General features: G+C 67.4%; 20 protein-coding genes and 1 tRNA gene. 8 read left to right on the top strand and 13 right to left on the bottom strand.

Annotated elements, in window-relative coordinates; genetic code table 11:
- The 5 genes from H7I57_RS26215 to H7I57_RS26195 form a co-directional block, all read right to left on the bottom strand.
- On the bottom strand, nt 1-1362 hold a 1362-nt coding region (locus tag H7I57_RS26215), incomplete at its 3' end, for an aldehyde dehydrogenase family protein (RefSeq protein ID WP_264027156.1).
- A gap of 12 nt (nt 1363-1374) precedes the next feature.
- Nucleotides 1375-2001 (bottom strand): carboxymuconolactone decarboxylase family protein, encoded by a 627-nt coding sequence (locus H7I57_RS26210; RefSeq protein WP_264027154.1) that lies wholly within the window; start codon nt 1999-2001, stop codon nt 1375-1377.
- The gene (locus H7I57_RS26205; RefSeq protein WP_264027152.1) at nt 1998-2753 is read right to left on the bottom strand and encodes an SDR family NAD(P)-dependent oxidoreductase; all 756 of its coding nucleotides are present in this window, start codon (nt 2751-2753) and stop codon (nt 1998-2000) included. The genes H7I57_RS26210 and H7I57_RS26205 overlap by 4 nt, the downstream gene beginning before the upstream one ends.
- Nucleotides 2754-2813: 60 nt before the next feature.
- Complete coding sequence (locus H7I57_RS26200; protein ID WP_264027150.1) at nt 2814-3275, bottom strand: hypothetical protein; 462 nt, start codon at nt 3273-3275, stop codon at nt 2814-2816.
- A 40-nt stretch (nt 3276-3315) separates the two neighbouring features.
- Nucleotides 3316-4683, bottom strand: a complete 1368-nt coding sequence (locus H7I57_RS26195) for an aromatic ring-hydroxylating oxygenase subunit alpha (RefSeq protein WP_264027149.1) — start codon at nt 4681-4683, stop codon at nt 3316-3318.
- Nucleotides 4684-4893: 210 nt separating this feature from the next.
- Between H7I57_RS26195 and H7I57_RS26190 the strand changes: the two genes are divergently transcribed.
- The gene (locus tag H7I57_RS26190; protein WP_264027147.1) at nt 4894-5163 is read left to right on the top strand and encodes a hypothetical protein; all 270 of its coding nucleotides are present in this window, start codon (nt 4894-4896) and stop codon (nt 5161-5163) included.
- Entirely contained in the window at nt 5156-5755 is a 600-nt protein-coding gene (locus tag H7I57_RS26185) for a TetR/AcrR family transcriptional regulator (protein ID WP_264027146.1), read from the top strand. Before H7I57_RS26190 ends, H7I57_RS26185 begins: the two co-directional genes overlap by 8 nt.
- 46 nt (nt 5756-5801) lie before the next feature.
- Here the strand turns inward: H7I57_RS26185 and H7I57_RS26180 are convergent, their stop codons facing one another.
- Nucleotides 5802-7574 carry a hypothetical protein gene (locus H7I57_RS26180; RefSeq protein ID WP_264027143.1) on the bottom strand — a complete coding sequence of 591 codons (1773 nt, stop codon included), beginning with the start codon at nt 7572-7574 and terminating at the stop codon, nt 5802-5804.
- Between the two features lie 144 nt (nt 7575-7718).
- On the opposite strand from H7I57_RS26180, the gene H7I57_RS26175 reads away from it, so the two are divergent.
- The 4 genes from H7I57_RS26175 to H7I57_RS26160 all read left to right on the top strand — a co-directional run bounded on the left by H7I57_RS26175 (nt 7719) and on the right by H7I57_RS26160 (nt 11953).
- On the top strand, nt 7719-8024 hold the full coding sequence (locus H7I57_RS26175; protein ID WP_264027142.1) for an excalibur domain-containing protein: 306 nt from the start codon (nt 7719-7721) through the stop codon (nt 8022-8024).
- 314 nt (nt 8025-8338) lie between these two features.
- Entirely contained in the window at nt 8339-9559 is a 1221-nt protein-coding gene (locus H7I57_RS26170) for a PP2C family protein-serine/threonine phosphatase (protein ID WP_372510423.1), read from the top strand.
- Nucleotides 9547-10569, top strand: a complete 1023-nt coding sequence (locus H7I57_RS26165) for a cobalamin B12-binding domain-containing protein (protein ID WP_264027138.1) — start codon at nt 9547-9549, stop codon at nt 10567-10569. Before H7I57_RS26170 ends, H7I57_RS26165 begins: the two co-directional genes overlap by 13 nt.
- Before the next feature lie 154 nt (nt 10570-10723).
- Entirely contained in the window at nt 10724-11953 is a 1230-nt protein-coding gene (locus H7I57_RS26160) for an ICP22 family protein (RefSeq protein ID WP_264027137.1), read from the top strand.
- A 49-nt stretch (nt 11954-12002) separates the two neighbouring features.
- On the opposite strand, the gene H7I57_RS26155 is transcribed toward H7I57_RS26160, so the two are convergent.
- From H7I57_RS26155 to H7I57_RS26130, 6 genes are all read right to left on the bottom strand, one after another.
- A tRNA-Ile gene (locus tag H7I57_RS26155) sits at nt 12003-12076 on the bottom strand.
- Between the two features lie 38 nt (nt 12077-12114).
- Complete coding sequence (locus tag H7I57_RS26150) at nt 12115-12957, bottom strand: carboxymuconolactone decarboxylase family protein (RefSeq protein ID WP_264027135.1); 843 nt, start codon at nt 12955-12957, stop codon at nt 12115-12117.
- A 7-nt stretch (nt 12958-12964) separates the two neighbouring features.
- Entirely contained in the window at nt 12965-14350 is a 1386-nt protein-coding gene (locus H7I57_RS26145; protein WP_264027133.1) for a metallopeptidase TldD-related protein, read from the bottom strand.
- A gap of 4 nt (nt 14351-14354) precedes the next feature.
- The gene (locus H7I57_RS26140) at nt 14355-15872 is read right to left on the bottom strand and encodes a TldD/PmbA family protein (protein ID WP_264027132.1); all 1518 of its coding nucleotides are present in this window, start codon (nt 15870-15872) and stop codon (nt 14355-14357) included.
- A gap of 108 nt (nt 15873-15980) precedes the next feature.
- Nucleotides 15981-16829, bottom strand: coding sequence for a CbiQ family ECF transporter T component (locus H7I57_RS26135; protein WP_264027131.1), 849 nt, complete (start codon nt 16827-16829; stop codon nt 15981-15983).
- On the bottom strand, nt 16826-18886 hold the full coding sequence (locus tag H7I57_RS26130) for a DUF2232 domain-containing protein (RefSeq protein WP_264027129.1): 2061 nt from the start codon (nt 18884-18886) through the stop codon (nt 16826-16828). The genes H7I57_RS26135 and H7I57_RS26130 overlap by 4 nt, the downstream gene beginning before the upstream one ends.
- Nucleotides 18887-18981: 95 nt before the next feature.
- Here H7I57_RS26130 and H7I57_RS26125 point away from each other — a divergent pair, with 95 nt between their 5' ends.
- Nucleotides 18982-19413, top strand: a complete 432-nt coding sequence (locus H7I57_RS26125) for a MarR family winged helix-turn-helix transcriptional regulator (RefSeq protein ID WP_264027128.1) — start codon at nt 18982-18984, stop codon at nt 19411-19413.
- Nucleotides 19414-19473: 60 nt separating this feature from the next.
- Here H7I57_RS26125 and H7I57_RS26120 read toward each other — a convergent pair whose 3' ends face one another.
- Nucleotides 19474-20202, bottom strand: coding sequence for a VIT1/CCC1 transporter family protein (locus tag H7I57_RS26120; protein WP_264027127.1), 729 nt, complete (start codon nt 20200-20202; stop codon nt 19474-19476).
- 102 nt (nt 20203-20304) lie between these two features.
- On the opposite strand from H7I57_RS26120, the gene H7I57_RS26115 reads away from it, so the two are divergent.
- Entirely contained in the window at nt 20305-22284 is a 1980-nt protein-coding gene (locus H7I57_RS26115; protein WP_264027125.1) for an acyl-CoA dehydrogenase family protein, read from the top strand.
- The last annotated feature ends 3 nt before the right edge of the window (nt 22285-22287 follow it).

Below are 22287 nucleotides of genomic sequence, written 5' to 3'. Positions count from 1 at the left end.
GTTGTTGGCGATCGCGATCGCGTCGTCGTCGGTGTCGTAGCCGGTGACGGTGAGCACCGGGCCGAAGATCTCCTCCTGCGCGACCTGGGAGTCCGGGTCGACGTCGGCCAGCAGCGTCGGCTGGGTGTAGTAGCCGACCGGCAGGTTCTCCGGGATGCCGCCGCCGGTGACCAGCCGGGCCCCGGAGTCGATGCCGCTTGCGATCAGGNCGAGGACCTTCTGCCGCTGGGCCTCGCTGATCTGCGGGCCCTGCATGTTGCCCGGAGTCCACGGATCACCGACCGGGAAGCCCTCCATCATCGTCTTGAGGATCTCGATGCCCTCGTCGTAGCGGCTGCGGGGCAACAGGATCCGGCTCGGCAAGATGCAGGACTGCCCACTCATCACGCATGCCATCATCGCGGCCAGCGGCAGCGCGGAGTTGAAGTCGGCGTCGTCGAGCACGATGTGGGCGGACTTGCCCCCCAGTTCCAGCAGCGTCTTCTTCACCGTCGCCGCACCCGCGGCCAGGATCGCCCGCCCGGTCGCGGTCGACCCGGTGAACGTGATCATGTCCACCCGCGGATCGGCCGACAGCGCGGCGCCGACCTCGTTGGAGTTCGACACCACCACGTTGAACACCCCGGCCGGGATGTCGGTCTCCTCGGCGACGATGCGCCCGTACTCGCTGCCCGACCACGGCGTNAGCTGCGCNGGNTTGAGCACCACGGTGTTGCCGGCCATCAGCGCCGGCACCGTCTCGGCGACGTTGAGGTAGAACGGCACGTTCCACGGCGTGATCGCCCCGACCACCCCNACCGCTTCGTAGTGGATCTTGCGCCGCGCGGGCCCCAGCGGGGTGTCATGCACGCCGTTGTCCACCAGATAGTCGAAGTTCTTGCCGTGCTCGGCCCAGTGCCTGACCTCTTCGATCGGGCTCTCGATCTGGCTCCCGGACACCGACACGGGGCAGCCGACCTCGGTGATCAGGATGCGGCGCAGCCGCTCCTTGTTGCGCTCCAACGCCTCATGCAGCTGGGCGATCTGGCTCCCGGACACCGACACGGGGCAGCCGACCTCGGTGATCAGGATGCGGCGCAGCCGCTCCTTGTTGCGCTCCAACGCCTCATGCAGCTGGNTCAGGCAGTGATAGCGNAAGTCCACATCGCGCGACCAGTCGGTCTCGTCGAACGCCCGCCGCGCCGCACCCACAGCCCGACCCATGTCCTCGACCGTGCCGTCGGTGGCCCGGCCGGCGACCTGCTCAGGCGCCGGATGAACCACATCGAATGTCGCTCCGCTGTCGGTGAATTGCAATTCACCGTCGATGAGCATGCGCTGCTCACCGGCGAGCACACCGGTGTCGTCCTGCACGGTTGTCACTTCGGCTGACTCCTATTTGTTTGTGGGGCTGTCGGGTGCGTCGGGTAGGGATGCGCTGTCGGCGGGCGGGGCGAGGCGCCACGTGTCGAAGGCCATCGCCAACATCGCGTAGGTGCCGACGACGAAGATGAGCTCCATCGCCTGATGCGTGCCGAGTTCCTCGGCGAGTCGCTGCCACGAATCTTCACCGACGCGGCCGTGACTCAGGAGTTCGTCGGTGGCGTCGAGCACCAACCCGTCGACGCCGGTGAATCCGTCGTTGCCGTTGGCGAGGAGGGCGATGTCGTCGTCGGGCACACCGCCTTCGGCGGCGACCTTGACGTGCTCGCCCCAGAAGAACGCGGACCGGCGGGTGTGCGCCACCCTCAGCACCGCCAATTCGCGCAGGCGCAGCGGCAATTCGCCGCGCTGCAGTAGCCAGCCGTTGAACGTCAGGAACCGCCGGGCCATCTTGGGGTGGCGGGCGAGCAGGCCGATGATGTCGAACTTGAGCGGGTCGGCGGCATGACCGGAGCCGGCCCGCGGCACCTTCTCGCCCGGCAGGCCCAGCAAGGCACCGAACGCCGCGTACTCGTCGTCTCCCCATTCGTCGGCGCTCAGCGGCGCGAGCAGCGGCTGTGGATCGTTGGCCCCAGTCATGTTCGACGCCCTCCGTTGACGGGGATCATCTGGCCGGTGATGTAGGAGGACTCGTCCTGGCACAGGAACATGGTGGCGTTGGCGATGTCCTCCGGCCGGCCCGCCCGCCGCACCGGGGTGATCTTCGCGAAGTGCTCCAGCGACGCGGTGAATCGGCCGTCGTCGATGGCCTTCTCGAGCATTGGGGTGACCACCATGCCGGGGGGAACAGTGTTGACGGTGATGCCCTTGGGTCCGAGTTCCAGCGCGAGGCTCTTGGTGAACCCGATCAGCCCGGCTTTCGAGCTGACGTAAGCGGCCATTCGGGGTTGCCCGCCCTGGGCGCTCGACGACGAGATGTTGACGATCCGACCCCACTGCGCATCGCGCATGTCGGGCAGCACTGCCTGGGTGCAGATGAACGGTCCGCGCAGATTGACCGCCATCACGCGGTCCCACTGCTCGTCGGTGATATCGGCGAACTTGCCGAATTGTTCGATACCGGCGTTGTTTATCAGGATCAGCACTGGGCCGAGGTCAGCCCGGACCTGCGCGACGGCAGCCTCGACCGCACCGCGGTTCGAGACGTCGACGACGTAACCGGCGACCTTCGCGCCGTCGCGACGCAGGCGCTCGACTTGTCTGTCGATCTCGGCGGCGGTGATGTCGAAGATCGCGACCTTCGTGCCGCGTGCGGTGAGTGCCTCGGTGATGGCCAGGCCGAGACCTGCGGCGCCACCGGTGACGATGGCGGTGGTGTCTTCGAACGGCATGTCAGCAGAATCCTTATGAGAATTCGATGTGCAACAACGGTGCTCCCCACGCCGTCCGGGTCACTCCGCTCCCCCGGCGGCGTCGAAACTCGGCACCGTGCCGGTGTTGGGCAGTTCCATCTGCAGGTAGACCGCGATGCGCTGAACCTTGTTGTCGGCGTTGAACTCATAGATCGACACGGTGTTGACCACGCTGGTGAAATCGCCGACGCGGCTGCGTTCCTCCAGTTCGAGGAACACCAACTCCGGTGTCTCGGTGATCCGTTGGAAGGAGCAGTCCCAGTCCGATGACCTCGCCCAGTTCGTCAGGAACTCGGTGTACTGGTCCCAGTTCATCACCTCTTTGAACGGACCGACGCGCACGAACTCGTCGACGGCGATGAGTTCGGCAAGCGGCGCCCAACTCTCGACAGAGAAGCCGGGCTGTTTCGCGCTGTCGACCAATCGTTTGGTGATCTGGCTGTACTCCAGTACAACGCGCGATCGGCCCGTCGCGGTGGCCAGGACATCGGCGATAGTCAATTGTGCCTTCTCTCAGTCGAATTGGGGGCGTGGGACCACGTCAGGGTTTCGCGGCACCGGCCATGTAGCGATCAATCACCGAATGGAAGTGCGCGATCACGGCTTCCTCCTTTACCAGCGACATGTGGTCGAGCCGGTCGTTACGCAGGCCGAGTTGCTGGCGCGGCATCTGCACATAATCCTGGTGAAGCGCCTCGAAGTACTTGTAGCTTCCCGGCTCGTCCACCACGATCGGCTCGGCGCGGAAGGCGTCTCGGTGTTCGGACGGCAGGTACATGTAGCTGGCCACGTGCCAGATGCAACGGTTGGGATCCCAATCGGGGTGCGGGGCCGACATGATCACGTGGCATTCGCCGGCGCGCACCGTCATGAAGTAGTTGGGGAACAGCACCCAGCCCTGGTTGTCGCTCATCTGGTTGTTCGTCAGTCCACTGACGTCGAGTCCCATGCCGGTCAGCACGTCACGGGTGGCCTCTTGAAGCAACCCGCGGGCGGTGACGCCGTCGGGGAACTCCACTTCGCCGTCCCTGCCCTGGTAGGGCGCGACGAGTTCCTGGAAACGCGGGATCACCGCTGCCGTGCCGGGGAACGTCTCGGGCAGCGCCATGATCCCGTCGACCTGTTTCTGCGCCCCGGCCCCCTGCACCTCGAACGGGGCGACCGCCACACTGTGCTTATCGAAGAACTGGTACCGCGCTGTCTCCGGGTTGATGTTCAGGACCGCGAGCAACTGCGGATGGATGCCGTTGATGTGGTAGCCCTCCTCGAAGGCATCCATGACCACCTTCCAGTTGCAGTCGATGGGCTCCTTCACGTCCATCACGGTGGTGAACTGGTCGATGTTGTACGGCTCCAGCAGGTGGTACACCTCATCGCCCAGGTACTCGCGCAGTGGCGCGGCCTGCGGGTCGGGGTTGAGGAAGATGAATCCGGCGAAGGTGTCGACGGGCACCTCATAGAGGGAGTTCTCCGTCTTGTCCACCTGGCCGACGAGGTCTTCCCGCAGCACGCCGCGCAGCTTGCCTTCCAGGTCGTAGGACCACAGGTGGTACTGGCAGAGGAACCCCCGCTTGGCGTTCCCGGTCTCCGTGATGCACAACGCGTTTCCGCGGTGTCTGCACGCGTTGACGAAGCCGCGGAGCTTCTCGTCCTTACCGCGGACGACGATGAACGACTGGTCCTGAATGTTGTACTTCTTCCAGTCGCCGGGTCTCGGGAGGTCGTCGGCGCGGCCGACGATCTGCCACACCCGCAACCAGATCGCTTCCCGCTCGCGCTGCGCGTACTCACGCGAGGTGTAGCGGTCGGTCGGGATCGTCATGTTGAACGTCCCCGGCTGGATGTCTTCCAGCCCGGAGCCCAGCCCGGAGTCCGGGTCGAGCCAGTCTCCGGGTCGCGTTGCTGGCATCAAGGGAGTCCTCCTCAGTCGACGTCGAGCACGGCGGGTGCCTACATCCCGAACGGGATCGCTGCCGGTGGAGCGCTCCCGCTGCTGCGAGGCCCGAGTGACCCCCACCGCGTGTGACCCGACTCACGATATACACAGATGCATCACAGATACAAGTATGTATAAAGTGGTCGTCGTCACACCAGCTGAAACCAGCAGGGAGGGCCGGACGTGAGCTACCGACTCGACGTCGTCACCACGAGCGTCGCGGACGCGATCAGCCACGCCGGCGGACTGATGTTCGACCGCGGGCGCGCGGGATGGCGGGTCGCCGTCGTCACCGACGCCGCCCCCTACTCCCAGTTCTGGGCGACCGATGCGCTTGCGACGGTCCTGTTCGAAGATCTCCTGCCCGACGGGCAGTTGGCGCGAGCCCACGCCGGTGGAACCCACGAGCAGTCGCCGTCGCCGGAATTGGTGGGAGGATCCCCCCATGGCTGAACGTTGGACCAAAGAGCGGCGTATCGAGCACACCCGCCAGATCCTGTTGGATGCGGCCGAGGAAGTGTTCGCCCGCAAAGGCCTCACCGGTGCCGCGCTCGAAGAGATCGCCGACGCCGCGGGTTTCACCCGCGGGATCATCTACTCCCAGTTCGGCGCCAAGGAGAAGCTGTTCCTGGCGGTCGTCGATCGCCAGCGGCAGCGGTTCCTCGACGGGTTCGCGGAAGTCATGACGTCCTTTCATCGCCTCAGTGACGTCGACATCGACGGATTGGCCGCTCGGTGGCGCGAGTCGAGCCACGGCACAGATCGAGCGGCACTGGGGTACGAGCTGACTCTGTACCTGCTGCGAAATCCCGACGCTCGGGAACGCGTGTCCGCACAACGGCTCGAAACGATCCGCGCACTCGGCGAGTTCATCAGCAAGAACGTTGCGCGCATCGGAGGCACCCTCACCATCGACGCCGAGACGTTGGCCCGTGTTGTCATAGCCGCCAGTGACGGAATCACCCTGGAGAGTCATCTAGACGGCGAAGACCTCTACCGCCCCTACCTGCAGCTGGTCATGTCCAGCGTCAGGACCCCGTCCTGATCCGGGGAGTGTCAGCACCAGCGTAAAAGCTGTCGCCCATCACGGCTCAGAGCGAGCAGACGAGACCGCTTTGCACGTTTGACGATTCGTCGGGGTCGACCGCGCACCTGCCGTAAATGTTGGCGTTGATCACGCTGAAGACCGCGTTGATCAGACGATCGAACGGCGACAACTCCGGTGTCGTGGCGGGCAGGACGTAGCCCCGCGCAGGGCCTACATCGGTGGGAATGTCGACCACGACCTCGCCCGGATCGCCCGGGTCGCCATAGATCCCCGTGCGCGTGGCCGGGTCGTACACCCGCCCCGCGTACATGTCGGTGAGCCAGCCGCGGGTGAGCACCTGCACGGCCTCGACGTTCTCCGGGTCCGACGCGCCGAATACCAGCCGCACGATCAACTGCGGAATCCCGAACAGGACATCGCTTTGATACGCGTCCGAGTGCGCGCCGCCGACCAACTGAATGCCGTTGAACTGGCCCGGCCGCTTCTCGGCGTAGGCAGTGTTGGCGTTCCCGCGGCTGTTCAACATGTTCGGTTCCGCCGCGATGTTCAGCACTGGAACCGATGCGGGCAGCTTGTCGAGGGCATTCGCCAGTGCGTTTCCGGTGGAGGCGCTTCCCGTGGCGGAGACGTCGTAGACGATCACGCCGACCATGTCGGCCTTCTCATCCGCCGGCGCGAACTGGTAGTAGTACCCCGACGCGGCCACCGCCAGTTGGGCGCCTGCCGACTGACCCGTGATCACGAACTGCTCGGGCAGCGTGCCCTCGTAGCCCGCCGCCTGGGCGCTGGCCAGCAGCGCCGCGCGGTCGCCCTCGAAGAGCCGCGCCACTGCGGCCTGCATCGGTTCGCCGCTCATCGCGCAGGCGTCGCAGGCGAAGATATTGCTGGTGATCGACGGCGCGACCACAACCGCGTTGTTGCGCTCGGCGAGTTCCTGCAACGTCACGTTGAAGAAGTTCGCCCGGGCCAGGAAGCCATGCTGAAAGTAGATGAACTTGTCGGGTTCGCCCTCGGTCGGGAAGTACCAGTCCGCGTCCGCGGTGTATCCGTCGCCGCAGTCGATCTCCAGCCTGGACCGGCCCGCCGTCACCGTGCTGCCCGGTGGAACCGCCGGAGGAAAGTCGATCAGTTTCGTCACAAGGTCGAACATCCCCCAGAAGAACGAACCGACCACGTTGAGCAGGGACGGCCTCGGCGCCGGCTGCTCGTCCTCCACCGTCATCACGAGTCGCGCGGACGCAGGTGAGGGCTGCGCGTCGGAGGTGGCGACGGTCTCAGCGGTTCTCGCGTCCACCACGGGTTCCGCGGCCGGCTCAGGTGTATCCGACGCGCCGGCGTCCCCGGCGTCCTGCGTCTCGTCGATCACGTCGGGCACCGGGTTCTGTGCCTGCTCTGGGGCCGCCGACGAATCGGTGGTGTCCGCCGTCGAGTCGAGCTCGTCGGCGTCGACGGCTCCATCGTGTTCGTGCCCGGTCCCTGGCTCTTTGTCGCTGATCTCGATCTCGTCGGCGACTTCCTCGGGATCGGCGGCGGCCTGTTCGTCGGCGGGTTCTTCGGGCGGCGCTTCGACCTCCTCGTCGGCGTCGGTCGCGTCGGTCTCGTCGGTCGCTTCATCGACGGATTCTGTTCTGTCACCCGGCTTTTCGGCGTCGGACTCCGTCTCGTCGTCAGTGGACGCCGGTGACTGCGACGAGGTCGTGGCGTTCGCGCCGGCGTCTTCGTCGGCGAAAGCCGCCCCTGCCCCGGCGATGGACACCGCAGACAACCCGATGGCCAGTATTCCTGCGCTCAACCACACCAAGATTCGGTCATTCATGCCAGTTCCCTCCCGGCTCAGCAAACGCTAACCGATTTGCCGACTGGTCACCGCCGGTTTCGTCCGACTCTTGTCGGTGCAGGGCCGATTCGCCAGGACCCTGGGGGGCGGACTGATCGCGCGGCTGAGATACCATCTGCCACCATGCGCAAATTGACAGTCGTGACTATTGGATTCGCCGCGGGGCTTGCCTTGGCTCCGGCAGCGGCCGCCAATACCGGCGACGGTTGGGTTGCGCAGTCGTCGGGCCCGTATGCAGTGCCGGCGCCGCTGCAGCAAAGCTCATCCTGCGACTCCAATTACTCTGGCGCCTGCGTCCCCATCGCCAGCGATGTCGACTGCGCCGGTGGCAGCGGAAACGGCCCGGCCTATGTTTCGGGTCCCGTCACCGTGGTCGGAGACGACATCTACGGCCTTGATCGTGACGGTAACGGCGTTGCGTGCGAATAGCGGTCCCGACCGCGTTTCCGGTTCGGGCGACTGATCGGCGCGCCGGCGCCGCTGCGCCACCCGGGCATGATCCAATCAGCGGCGAAACGATTCTCCGGCTTATCCGGTCGGCTACATTAAATACCTGGGGGGGTCTAATCGACTCGACTTGTTCCACACCGGAATAGGCCTCTGATCGCTAGCCCGTCCACAGCAGTCTCGTGACCGTAGGTCGTCGTAGTTACCGCGGCCGATGCGGAAAATCGGCTGTGTAGGCCGGGAAAAGGGACGGTGTGAGTAGTCACGGCGACGTCGCGGGACGCCATCTGGATCGGATGCGCCGTCAGCAGCTCGAAGAGGCCGTCTTCGAACTAGGTGGGTCGCTCAACGTGCGCCGCACAGCGCTCCAATTGGCCAACTTGGTCCAACCCGATCTGTCGGACTGGACGATGGTGGTGGTCGCCGACGGCGGAACCGGCGAATTGCTCATGCTCGGGGAGGCCGACCCGGCCGGAGTCGTGATCGGGCGCGACGACGTGGACGGCTCCGCTTTGGGGCGGGTCCTGCGAAGCGGGCACACCGAGCAGGTCGACGGCAACAACCTGAAGACACTGGTGCCGGTTGAACCGTTTCTGGCCTCGGCGACCGCGCTGAAACCGGCCGAGGCTGTGGCCTTGGGTCTGACGGCCCGCGGCAGCACGGTCGGCGCCCTGGTGATGCTGCGCCGGGGAGCCTTCGACCCCGAGGAGGTCGCCTTCGCGGAGCGGATCGCCGCCCGCAGTGCGCTTGCAGTGGATTCGGCCCGACTGTACGAGGAGCGGTCCAGAACGGCGTCCGTACTCCAGCACAGCCTGCGCCTGCCGACGCTTCCCGACATCCCGGGAGTGCGCCTGGCTGCACGCCACCGGGCCGCTTTCGAGGAACTTGAAATCGGTGGCGATTTCTACGACGTGATCGGCCGAGACGACGACTGGCTCGTCGCGATCGGTGACGTGTGTGGAAAGGGCGTGGAGGCCGCGGCCGTCGCCGGCCAGACCCGGCAGATCATTCGAACTGCGGCACACTTCGACCGCGAGCCGGCAGCTGTGTTGAGTGCGACCAACAGCGTTCTGTATGACGTGCTGTACGACTCGACGACGACGCAGTTCGTGACGATGGTGTGCGCCAGGCTGCGGCCGCTGCCCAACAAGGCCGGCGCGAATGTCGATCTAGCCAACGCAGGCCATCATGCTCCGCTGCTGTTGCGGGCCGACGGCCTCGTCGAGCAGGTGGACGTGTACGGAACGGTCGCCGGGGTGGTAGCCGACCTGCAATACGGGACACGCTCTGTCTGCTTGGATGCGGGTGACACGATGCTGATGTTCACCGATGGAGTCGACGAAGCGTGGGGCGAGGCGGGTGAATACGGCATGGAGAGGCTTCATAACCTGCTCCCTCCTTATGCCGGCGCACCGCCCGAGACCCTTTGCGAGGCAGTCGAACAGGATGTGATGGAGTACCTCGAAGGCCGCGCTCACGACGACATGGCTCTTCTCGCCGTCTCATGTTTGACCTAGAGCAGTCGCGAGATGCGCTGCGCCGCTACGAGAAAGCCCTCGCCGCCGGCGACAGGGTCAAGATTGTTGCGCTGGTCGAGGAGTTGCTCGATGCGGGAGTTGCGCCGCTGGACATCATGACCGGCGTCGTCGCAGCCGCTCAACGCACCATCGGCGAGCGATGGCAGCGCGGCGAGTGGTCCGTTGCACAGGAACACGCCGCCACCGCGATGGCCATGGCTGCCACCGAAGCTGTCACCGCGCGATTGGCGAAGACACCGGCGACGCGCGGCCATGTCATCGTTGCCTGCGCCGAGCGTGAGTGGCACTGGCTGCCCGCCGCCATCATCGGCTGTGCACTGCGCGGCGGCGGCTGGGAGACGACGTTGCTCGGGCCGGCGACATCCCCACAGCGGCTGAGCCATTACGTACAAGACATCGGCCCGGTCGCCGTCGCGATCAGCTGTTCGGTGCTGGGTGCGCTGCCAACCACCCGTCGGTTCATCGAGACAAGCACCTCGGCGGGTGTTCCCGTGGTTGTCGGCGGCGCCGCTTTCGGCAGCGACCCCGTCCGCGCGAAGGCGCTCGGTGCCACGGCATGGGCAGCTGACGCACAGGGCGCGGTGGACGCCGTCGCGGGCCTGCCGGTCGTCGTGTCGGCGGTGCCGCCGCTGCCCCAGGCACGCGCGCGGGAGCAGGCTGCTTTGGAGCTGAGCCACCCGCATCTCGTCGATCGAATCCGGCGACAGTGGTCCGTGACTGCCGATTCGGAGCCCGGTCCCGGCCAGGCAGCCCTGCGTGCGGCCGCACGCGATGCGTTGCCGCAGGCCCTCTACGCCGTATGGGCGGCGTTGCTCACCGGCGACACCCGGCCGTTGTCGGAGACGGCTACCTGGATGGCCGACCTGCTCGCCAGTCGCGGTGTCGACGCGCCCAGCGCGATCGAGGAACTGACCACGGTGCTGGCCACCGTCCTGCTCGACTATCCGTTGAGCGTGGAATTGGTCGGAGATCACTTCAGACTGCGCTGAGGATCTGCGCGTCTGGATGAGACCAGGTCGACCACCGGACGGCGAACCATCCCGCTGCCCACGTCCAACTCACCGTGGATTTACCCCGGCCTTCTGTGGACTACCGCGTAAATTGGTCGCGAGCGGTTGTCGACAAGACCAGGTGAGGGTCCGGATGAAACGTTCTGCACGCGCGATGCTTACGACCGGTGTCGCCGCGCTGTCGGTCGGCGCCGTGGTGACCACCCCGTCGGCACCTCCGGAGGCCCTGCGGGCAGTCCTCGGAATCCGACCGGCGACCGTGGCGACCGAAATCGCCCCACTCACCTCGAGCGCGCAGCCAACGCTCGTCTCCGAGGCCGAGCTGGAAACCGCCGTGGCGCTGATCGAACAGCTCACCCCGATGACCGACGGTAGGTTGCTGGTCGTCGGGTTGGGCAGCTACGACAAGCCGGGCACCGCCACCGTCGCACCATCGGTGTCGAAAGAAGCTGAGGGAGCCCACCACGACGTGGTGGTGCACGATTCCGCGGACGGCCTCGCGGACGTGCAGTCGCTCGACAATCCCGCCCCGCTCAACGCGGCGTCGAACATCATCGACGCTGTCTACTCGGTCACGAGGTATTGGGCCAACTATGTCTCACTTGAACTCGGCCCCTGGCTCATCAACTGGGTCCCGTTCGGGTACCTGGTCTCCGACCAGATCTCCATCTGGTACCCGAACTTCGTTCTGCCCGTGGTCGACAGCTTCGTCTACGACTTCCTCGATCCGGTAGTCAACGACCCACTGAACCTCGGCGTCTGGCTCGACGGCATCGGCGACATCGTCAACACCGCCGTCACCGGGGTCTACAACGGGGTCGTCAGCGAGATCGACTACGTCTTGAGCTTCGGCTGGTTCCCGATACCCTTGCCGCCGCTGCCGGACTTCCCGCTGCCCGGGCTCGCATCGGACTCGACGCCGGCCGCGATGGCACTGGCCTCGAGCGAGGTAGACGCCGAGCGCGCCGCGCTCACAGACGAAACCGCCGTCGCGGATGAAACCGGAGAGACGACAGCCGAACAGGTCGAGGCCGACGAGACGGACAACGCCACCGAGGATCCCGTCGAGGCGCCGGCAGAGCAGGGTCAGGCGGACCCCGGGACGCTTGTCGACGACGTCGACGAGTCAGCTGGGGAAGAGACGAGCGAGTCCTCGGTCGAAGAAGGCGAGGAGACTCAGGACGCGCCGAACAGTGCCGACGAACCCGACTCCGCTGAGGAGTCCGGCGACACCGACCCGTCCGGTGACGAGGACGCCGGTGGCGCGGAGCAGGACGGTGAATCCGGCTCGGGTGAGAAGTCCCCTGACAACAACAGCGACGACGGGGCGCACCCGACTCGAACGAGTGAGCAAACGCCGTAGCGCCCGTCCGCACACGGCAGGCCCGCACGACGGTCCTCCACCTCTGAAGTGGGGCGGGCGGGGCTCGAACCCGCGACCAATGGATTATGAGTCCACGGCTCTAACCAACTGAGCTACCGCCCCATGCGACCTGCGCGGCAACCATGGTCGCATACGGCGGTTCAGGCGAAGACCGTCTGCCCCGCCTCGTCGACCTCATAGCGTTCCGTCCCGTCGGCGACGCGCGGCGCGTCGGCGGCCAGTGACACCGCGATCTTGTTCGCCGCGTTGCGCATCACGTCCAGGGTCAACTCGAGCATCTGCTTGCCGGAGAAGTGCTTCCGCACTCCCGCGGCGACCTCCGGGCTGACCTGCGACGGCGACCAGATGAGTGCGTCGACATAGCGCAGCGCCGCCTTGTGCGCATCAGAGAGCCCGTCGGCGGTCTCGAAATCCGCGATCTGGCGGTACATGTCCTCCGAGCCGCCCGCGTCGAGGGCGTGCCCTTCGCGCAACGACTTGCACAGCCGGCAGTTGTGCGCCTCGGCTCCACGCAGCCGCACGACCTCCGTGGTGATGGCATCGAGGTCGCGCATCCGCGCCACCGCGGGCACGAAGTCGTTCAGCAGAGCACCGACCGGGTCGGTGCCGTGGTCCCACGCCACCTCGGGCGTGAAGCCCGGCTTGCCCACGTCGAGGGCCTCGCACCCCGCCCAGACACGCGGGACGAAGTCGGCGATGAAGATCGTCACCACCGTGCGAAACGCGTTGTCGCCGGTGATCTCCAGGAACCGCTTGCGCTGGTTCTCACCGATGCCGGTCACGTCCACCGCGAACTGCTCGGCGAACGCGACGAGCACCGACTGTTCCTCCGAGCGTTCGTCTGGCAGGTCGACCGGCGACGGCAACGGTGGCAGTGACAACGCCCGCCCGCACGTCAACCGGATCACGGTGTCGGCACCGCTGTCCCCCGACGACAGCGCTACGAGTCCGGCCAGGCGCGCGGGCAGCGCGTCGTCACTCACACAAGGATTATTGCGCCTGACTGACCGAAGACATGTGAAAGTCGGGAATTCGCAACGAAGGCATCTGTGCGCGGGTGGCCCAGTCGCCCCACTCGCGGGGCAGGGTCATCTCGCTGACGCCGGCCTGGGTGGCGCGGCGCAGCAGGTCCAACGGGCTCTCATTGAAACGGAAGTTGTTCACTGCGGCGGTGACCTCGCCGTCCTCGACCAGGTACACCCCGTCCCGCGTCAGGCCGGTGAGCAACAGCACCGACGGGTCGACCTCGCGCATGTACCACAAGGTGGTCAACAACAGGCCGCGCTCGGTGGCCGCGATCATGTCCTGCAGACTCTCGGACCCACCGGTCATCAGCAGGTTGTCCGCGCCCACGGCCACCGGTGCGTCGAACTCCTCGGCGGCCGCACGCGGGTACGCCAGCGCGTTGATGACGCCGTCACGGATCCAGTCCACCCGATCGATGGTCATGCCGTTGTCGAACACCGAGGCCCGCTCCGAGGAACTCGCCGTCACCACGAACGGCGAGCACTCCAGCCCGGCCGCCGCCGGATCGGAGTACAGCGTCAGCGGCAGCGACGTCAGCGTCTCCCCCACCCGGGTGCCGCCGCCGGGCGCCGCCAGGGCGGTGCGTCCCTCCTGCGCGCCCCGGCCGCCCATCGTCCACGACAGGTAGATCATCATGTCGGCCACCGTGGACGGCGGCATGATCGTCTCGTAGCGTCCCGCGGGCAGTTCGATGATGCGCTTCGCCCAGGACAGTCGCGTTGTGAGCTCGTCGAGCATCGAATCGGTTGGCACAGCGGCGAAGTCGGGCGTGTTGACGCCCACCCACGCGCTGGCGCCGTCGCGTTTGGCGTTGATCTCCACCGAACCGGTGGGCTGCGTGAAGCGTTGGCGCAGCCCACCCGAGGTCGCGACGAACGTCGTCTCGACGATGTGACGCGCATACCCGAACAGGGTGGCACCGCCCCCGGGCATGCCCCGGAAACGGCGCGCCAGACTCGCGGCCACGTCGCCGAACACCTCGGCCCCGGTGCGCGGAATCGGCGCATCCCAGTCGGCTGGGGCGTCACCACCGGGAAGCGGTGGCGCGGCGTCTCGTGCCTGCGGTGCCGCCGCGGCGGCCTGCTGGGAGGACGCCACCAGATCGGCGATGACCGCCCGGTCCACCGAGCTCGAGCGGACGGAGCCGACGTGCGCGCTGTCGCCCTGCCGCATGATCGAGATGATCGTCGTGGTGCGGCTCGTGGATTCACCGTTGGTGGTCATCGTGTTGTTGGCCCACCGCAGCGCCGCGTCGACGCGATCGGTGATCACCACGATGGTCTCGTCCGCGCGGCCCAGCCGACGGGCTTCGGCCAGCGCAAGGTCAGCTACCTGTTGTGCGCCGATCACCGGTCTACCGCCCGCCTTCTTCGCGCGTGTTGAGCACGTTGATGCCCCGGAACAACGCCGAGGGGCAGCCGTGGCTCACCGCGGCGACCTGGCCGGGTTGCGCCTTGCCGCAGTTGAACGCCCCTCCCAGTCGCCAAGTCGACTGTCCGCCAGCCGCTTCCATGGCGGCCCAGAAGTCGGTGGTGGTCGCCTGGTAGGCGACGTCACGCACCTGCCCGTCGAGCTTGCCGTCGCGGATCCGGAAAAACCGCTGCCCGGTGAACTGGAAGTTGTAGCGCTGCATGTCGATCGACCAGCTCTTGTCGCCGACGATGTAGATGCCGTCGGTCACGCTCCCGATCAGGTCCGCGGTGCTCACGTCGTCGGGGCCCGGCTGCAGCGACACGTTGGCCATCCGCTGGATGGGCACGTGGTGGGCGGAGTCGGCGTAGGAGCAGCCGTTGGAGCGCGACACCCCCAGCCGCGGCGCGAACACCCGGTCCAGCTGATAGCCGACGAAGACACCGTCTCGCACCAGATCCCAGCTCTGCGCGCGTACCCCTTCGTCGTCGAAACCCACAGTGGCCAAGCCGTACTCGACGGTTCGGTCAGCGGTCACGTTCATCACCGGCGAGCCGTATCTCATCGTGCCCAGCTTGTCCGGCGTGGCGAACGACGTGCCCGCATAGGCCGCCTCGTAACCGATCGCCCGGTCGTACTCGGTGGCGTGGCCGATCGACTCGTGAATGGTCAGCCACAGGTTGGTCGGGTCGATCACCAGATCGGTCGGTCCGGAGACCACGCTGGGCGCCTTGGCCTTCTCGGCCAGCAGTGACGGCAGTTGCGCCAACTCCCCTGTCCAGTCCCACACCTCGTCACCCGCAACGGCTTCCCAGCCCCGCGCGGTCGGCGGCGCCAGCGTGCTCATGGTGTCGAACATGCCTGCCGACGCGTCGACGGTCACCGCCTCGAGGTTGGGCAGCACCCGTACCCGCTGCTGGGTGATCGAGGATCCGAACGTGTCGGCGTAGAACGTCTGCTCCTTGGCGGTGTGCACCCACGCCGCGACGTGGTCGATGCCGTCGGAGGCCAGCAGCCGGTCCGAGTAATCCTCCAGCACCGCGACCTTGTCCGCGGCGGCGACGTCGAACGGGTCGATGCGGTAGTCCGAAACCCAGCTCATGTCGCGGTAGATCGGTTCGGGAGCGAGCTCGATGCGCTCACCGTTGAGGACCGCCAGGATGCGGGCCACCTTCACCGCGCGTCGCGCGGTATCCGCGGCCGCGCCGGTGCCGAGTTCGGCGTGGGAGGCGAAGCCCCATGTGCCGTCGACGATGACCCGCACCGCCAGCCCGATCTCGTGATCGAGGACCGCGGTCTCCAGCGCACCGTCGCGCAACTGGATCGTCTCGGTTCTGATCGCATGGATGCGCAGATCGGCGTAGCTCGCGCCGGCCTGTACCGCCGCGGTCAGCGCGGCGTCGGCCAACTCGTGGCGTGGCAGCGAGAGGAAGTCGGCATCGATTCGTCGGGACCCCGTCACCCGAACCACCGTAGCGGCAGTCCTCGACGTCGACGCTGCGGTGGCTGCGAGGAAGTACGAGTGGCCCGAAAGGCTAGCGCCGTGAGCGCGCTCTGAACGCCGGCAGGGTCAGCGGCGGATGCCGCTGGTCCCCGCCACGGTCATTTCGAGAGCCAACGCGGCCCCGCACACCACGGCGACGACGGCGAACGTCACCCAGTCGCGGCGTTTGGGCCCGGTCGGCGCCGCCGAGATCTGCCCGGCACCCCCGCGTGCGGTGATCGCATCGCCCATCTCGTCGGCGCGGCGCAACGCGACGGTGGTCGCCGCGGCCAGCAGGTCGACCAGCTCCGAGGCCCACCGGCGCCTGCGCCCCCGCCTGGACGCATCGACGTCCTTGGGCCGCAGCTGCCGCGCCGCGTAGAGCACCCGGAACTCATCGATGAGCATCGGGAAAGCCCGCAGCGCCAGCGCAACCGTCACCGCCCAGTCGTCGACCGGTATCCGAAGCGGGCGCAGCGGACGGCCGAGCTTGGCCACCGCGGGCGCGATCTCGGCGACGTTGGTGGTCCACGACACCATGGCGCCCAGGCCGAGCAACACGAACGACAGCGCGGTGATGCGCAGGAAGTTGAGCAGGCCGCCCAGGCCGATGTCGACCGAGCCGAAGGAGATCACCGGGCTGCCACCCGCGAACGTCGCGGTGAGCGCGCCGAGCGCGAGCAGGAACCACAACCATCGGGGCACGGTGGGCAGGACGCCGCGCGGGATGTGCGCCAGCCTGGCCGCCGCCATGACGAGGAGCGCGACGGCGCCGATGGGCACCCATCCCGGGTAGAACGTCAGCAGCACACCGATCGCCGCGACGATCAGCAGCTTGGAGCCCGCCCACAGGTCGTGCATGACCGTCTGGCCGGGCACCGGCCGCAGCAGCACCACGTCTCGGCGTTGCTTGCGTCCCGCAGGCGCGGTGGTCATGACATCCCTCCGGTGGCCGTCGGCGCCGCGGCCAGGACCCCACCCTGCAGGTGCAGAGTGCGCGGGCACAGTTCCTCCAGGCCGGCGAAGTCGTGGGAGATGACCACCAGGGTCAGCCCGTTGCGGCGACGCAGGTCTGTCAGCAGCCGCAACAGACCCCGCTGGGAGGCGGCGTCCAGGCCGGCCAGCGGTTCGTCGAGGATGAGCGCGCGTGGTGACCGGGCGAGCAGTCCCGCGAGCACGACGCGCCGCATCTGCCCGCCGCTGAGCTCGTCGACCCTCCGGGCGGCCAGCGTCGGTTCGAGGCCCACGGTGTTCAGAGCGGCGGTCACCTTCGCCTGGTCGTATTTCGAGAACCCGGCCGACGACGCGATCTCCAGCGCCACATGGCTGCGCATCAGCTGCAGTCGCGCCGCCTGGAACGAGATGGCCACGGCGCCGATCTGATCCGACACCGGCGCGCCGTCGAGCAGGCAGCTACCGGCGGTGGGCACCGTCAGGCCTGCCATGATCCACGCCAGGGTGGACTTGCCCGACCCGTTGAGGCCGTGGATCAGCACGCCGTCACCCTCGTGGACGGCGAAATCGATATCGCTCAATGCGGTCTTCGCCCAAGGGGTTCCGCTGCCGTACTCGTGGCAGACGCCGTTGAGTTCGAGAACAGGCGCACCACGACGACCGTCGACCGCGTGGATGGTGGCCGTCGGCGCGTCGGCGGTCTCGACCATCTCCCCGCCCGCCTCGGTGTCTGCGGCGGCCCCGTTACCCGTCAGGTTGACGGTGCGGTCGGCTGCGTCCGCCTCGTCGTTGTAGTGCGTGATGTGCACCAGCGAGGTGCGGTGGCGCCGGGTCAGCCCGGACAGCACCGACATCAGGGCCTCCCGACCGTCCTGGTCGACCATGCTGGTGACCTCGTCGGCGATCAGCAGTGACGGCTCCCGGGCCAGCGCCGCGGCCACCGCCAACCGCTGCAGCTCACCGCCCGAGAGGCCGCCGGTGTCCCGCTCGCCCATCCCGTCGAGGCCCACCTCGGAGAGCAGTTGGCCCACGTCGGTCGCCGTCCCCGGCGGCAGACCCCAGACGACGTCGTCGGCGACCCGGGTGCCCAGCACCTGGCTCTCGGGGTGCTGCATCACGACCGCGGTGCCACCGAGCTTGCCCAGCCCGACCGCACCGGGACGCTCCACGGTTCCCGCGGTAGGTTCGCGACCCGAGAGGACCAGCATCAGCGTCGTCTTGCCCGAGCCGTTGGCGCCCGTCACCGCCAGGTGCTCCCCGGGGCGCACCGCCATCGACAGCGGCCCGAGCGCGTCATCGTCGGCTTTGGGGTAGCGGAACCGGACGTCCTTGAGCTGCAAGGGAACCGGCGCGACCGGGCCGTCATCCGTCGACGACTCCAGCTTGTGCACGTCAGGCACGCCGAGCAGCCGAGCCATCACCCGCGACAACGCCCACCACCCGAGCAGGCTGACCCACAAGATGCTGAACACCCCGGCGGCGAAGAACAGATACGGCCAGTAGTCCAGCGCGGTCACAAAGTCCTGTTTGAGCCTCTCGGCCGCACCCTCCATCCCGGGGATGCGCGCCAGGATCGCGGCCGTACCGGAGACGTTGGCGGTGACCGATTCGAAGATCAGGTTTCGCAGCCGGCTCAGGATCGCCAGTGCGACGACGGTAGCCGCGCCGAACAGCGCACCGGCGACGAGCGCAGAGGCGATGACCGTGGTGGTGCCGCGGCCCCGCCGTTTGACGATGCCGGTCAGCCCGCCGATGTAGGCGCAGTTGACGACGGTCATGAACCCGCCCATGCCGGCGATGAGGAAGGCGATCAGCCCGCCGGCGACGGTCGCGGCGATCAGCACCCGTAGCCGGTACCGATAGGCGAGCAGGCCCATCGGGACCGTGCCGAGCAGGGACAGTCCCGCGGCGAACGGGACCACGACGCTGATGATCGCGATCGCCGCACACAGTGCGGCGATCACGGCCGCTTGCGCGAGTTCGACCGGTTGGAGCGAACCAGTCCGTCGAGGGGCTCTCTCCGGGCCGGCCGTGGTCATCTTCTGATTCTGCCAGTCGTCGGCGCCCGTCCCACCTCGCCGGTGCCGACCAGCACGGTTGATATGCATAGCAAGCCTAGGCAACCATGGTGTCCATGTCCTCGACGCTCGGCGCAGACCTGCTCTCGGTGGTGGCCCGGATCAACCGGCTGGCCAACCAGCGCGTCCGGAAGCCGATCCCGTTCGCCCAGGCCCGCCTGCTGTCCACCATCGAGGACCAGGGCGAGGCGCGCATCTCTGACCTGGCCGCACTCGACCACTGTTCCCAACCCACGATGACCACCCAGGTCCGCCGACTCGAGGACGCCGGCATGGTGACCCGCACCTCCGACCCGCAGGATGCCCGCGCCGTGCTGATCCGGATCACCCCCGACGGCGTCGCGGCGCTGCGTCAAGCCCGCCTGGATCGCGGTGCGGCGATCGACCCGTACCTGGAGCAGTTGAGCGACGCGGAACGGGAGTGCCTCACCGAGGCCGTCGTCGTGATGCGCCGCCTGATCAAAGACGCCGCGCCCGACCCGCGGTGACGTGGAGCGGATCCGGCGCGTTTGACGACGCGGGCAGTGGTTTTCCGCGCCCGATCACCCTCACGTCACCGTCGTGCCGATGAGCAATCCGACGAGATAGGTCGCGCCGATGGCGACCGCGCCGAACGCCAGTTGCCGAACCGAACCAAGCCAGAGCGGCTTTCGCGTGAACCGGGCCGCGACCCCACCTGCCAGCATCAGGCCGACACCGCCGAATGCCAGCCCGGCCCACAGCGACGCAAAGCCCAGCAGGTAGGGAATCAGCGGGATGATCGCGCCGATCGCGAACATCAGGAACGACGAGCCAGCCGCAACCCACGGCGACGGTTTCTCGTTCGGGTCCACGCCGAGTTCCTGGACGAGATGGAAGTTCAGCGCCTGGGCCTCGTCACGGTGGATCTCGTCGGTGGCCCTGGCGGCGGTGTCCTCCGTCATGCCCATGTCGACCAACATCGCCACCAACTCCGCACGCTCGGCCTGGGGATGCTTGAGGAAGGCCCGCCGCTCGACGTGCACCTCGGCGTCGACCTGTTCGTTGGCCGTCCTGACCGACGTGTACTCGCCCAACGCCATCGAGAACGCCCCGGCGAGCAGGCCCGCGACACCGGCGAGCACGACGGCGTCCGAGTCCGCGCCGGCCGCGACGCCAGCGATGAGGGCGGTGTTGCTGACCAGTCCGTCCATCGCCCCGAAGGTCGCCGCGCGCAACCAGCCTCCGGATACATCCGCATGTCGATGGTCGATCTGGTGCGGCAGGCCGGCCGCCGCCGGCGAATCAGGCTCGGTCATGCAGTTGATTCAACCCCCGCCGATTCCCGGCGTCGCGATAAGGTTCACCTCGGTTTGCACAGTCACAGTTTCCGCGCGGGTGCCGCGGGCTACCGTTCGGATATGACCACCACTGCGGAGCACCTACGCAACGCCCTCGACGGCCGCTGGCGCGACGTCAAGAACGCCGTACGCCAGGAACTGTCCAACGAGATCTTCAGACCGCACTACACACCGAACACCGTCATCGCCCGGACCAAGGTCGCCGAGCAGATGAAGATCATGGCGGCCAACGGCGCGGCCGAAGACGGCTTCAAGAAAGACCACGGCGGCAACGGCGACGTCGGTGCCGCGGTGACGCGCATCGAGATGCTCGCCATGAGCGACCTGTCGCTGATGGTCAAGGCCGGCGTGCAGTGGGGTCTGTTCGGCGGCGCGATCGAGAACCTCGGCACCGAGCGCCACCACGAGGCCTACGTGCAGCGGATCATCGATCTGGACCTGCTGGGCTGCTTCGCCATGACCGAGACCGGGCACGGCAGCGACGTTCAGGCACTCGAGACGACGGCGACCTATGATCCGGCCACCCAGGAGTTCGTGATCGACTCCCCCACCCGCACGTCGCGCAAGGACTACATCGGCGGCGCCGCCGAGACCGCCCGCGTGGCAGCGGTGTTCGCACAGCTGATCACCCCCGACGGCGAGAAGCACGGCGTGCACTGCCTGGTGGTGCCGATCCGCGACGACGAGGGCAACGACCTGCCGGGCGTGACGACGTCGGACTGCCACTACAAGGGCGGGCTGCCCGGGGTCGACAACGGCCGGATCCAGTTCGACCAGGTCCGGGTGCCGCGGGAGAACCTGCTGAACAAGTACGCCGACGTCGCACCCGACGGCACCTACACCTCGCCGATCGAGAACGTGGGCCGCCGGTTCTTCACCATGCTGGGAACGCTCATCCGCGGCCGGGTCACCGTCGGCGGCAGCGCAGCGGCAGCAGCGCGGGTGGCACTCGACATCGCGACGCGATATGCGTTGGAGCGCAGGCAGTTCGAGGCGCCCGGCGACGAGCAGGAAGTGCTGATCATGGACTACCTGGTGCATCAGCGCCGGCTGTTCCCGTTGATCGCCAAGTCGTATGCGTTGCAGTTCGCCCAGAACGAGTTGGTGGCCAAGTGCCACGAACTGCAGACCTCCGACAGCCCGGACGCCGAGGAACAGCGCGAACTCGAATCGCGCGCCGCCGGCCTCAAGGCCGCCAACACCTGGCACGCGACCCGCGCCATCCAGGAAGCCCGTGAGGCCTGCGGCGGCGCGGGCTACCTGGCCGAGAACCGACTGATCGCGTTGAAGGCCGACACCGACGTGTTCACCACGTTCGAGGGTGACAACCACGTGCTCACACAGTTGGTGGCCAAGGAACTGCTGACCGCCTACGCCGACGACATCAAGGGCATGAGCCCCGTCGAGTGGGTGCGCTTCGCCGCCAACTTCGCAGGCGAGCGGGTGCTGAAACGCACTGCGGCGCAGACGATCATGCAGACCATCCTCGATACGCGGGAGGACAACGAGGAAGAGGGGTCCCTGTTCAACCGCGGCACCCAGGTCAAGATGTTCGAGGACCGCGAGGAGTACATGCTGGCCTCGGTCGCGCGCAGGCTGCAGGGCAAGTCCAAGGAGATGTCGCCCTTCGACGCGTTCAACTCGGTGCAGGACCACGTGCTGCACACCGCGCAGGCACACATCGACCGCATCATCCTGGAGGCGTTCGTCGCAGGCATCGACGCCTGCGAGTCCGCGTCTGTTGAAGGGCAGGAGGCCCGCGAGATCCTCGGCCTGGTCTGCGACCTGTATGCGCTGACGGTGATCGAAGAGGACAAAGCCTGGTTCGTCGAACACCGCTTCCTGTCGACCGAACGCGCCAAGGCCGTCACCCGCGGAATCAACGACCGGTGCAGGCGGTTACGCCCGCACGCCGAACTGCTGGTCGACGGGTTCGGGATTCCCGAGCAGTTGCGCTACGCGGAGATGCTGCACCCCGAGCACATCCCGGACGCCGACGAACACGCTCAGCAGGACGCCACCAGCGCGGGCGCCATCTGACGT

Source organism: Mycolicibacterium pyrenivorans (genome assembly GCF_025821625.1).
Taxonomy (GTDB): domain Bacteria; phylum Actinomycetota; class Actinomycetes; order Mycobacteriales; family Mycobacteriaceae; genus Mycobacterium; species Mycobacterium pyrenivorans.
The sequence above is the reverse complement of the archived record's forward strand: the minus strand, read 5'-3'. Positions and strand labels throughout refer to the sequence as shown.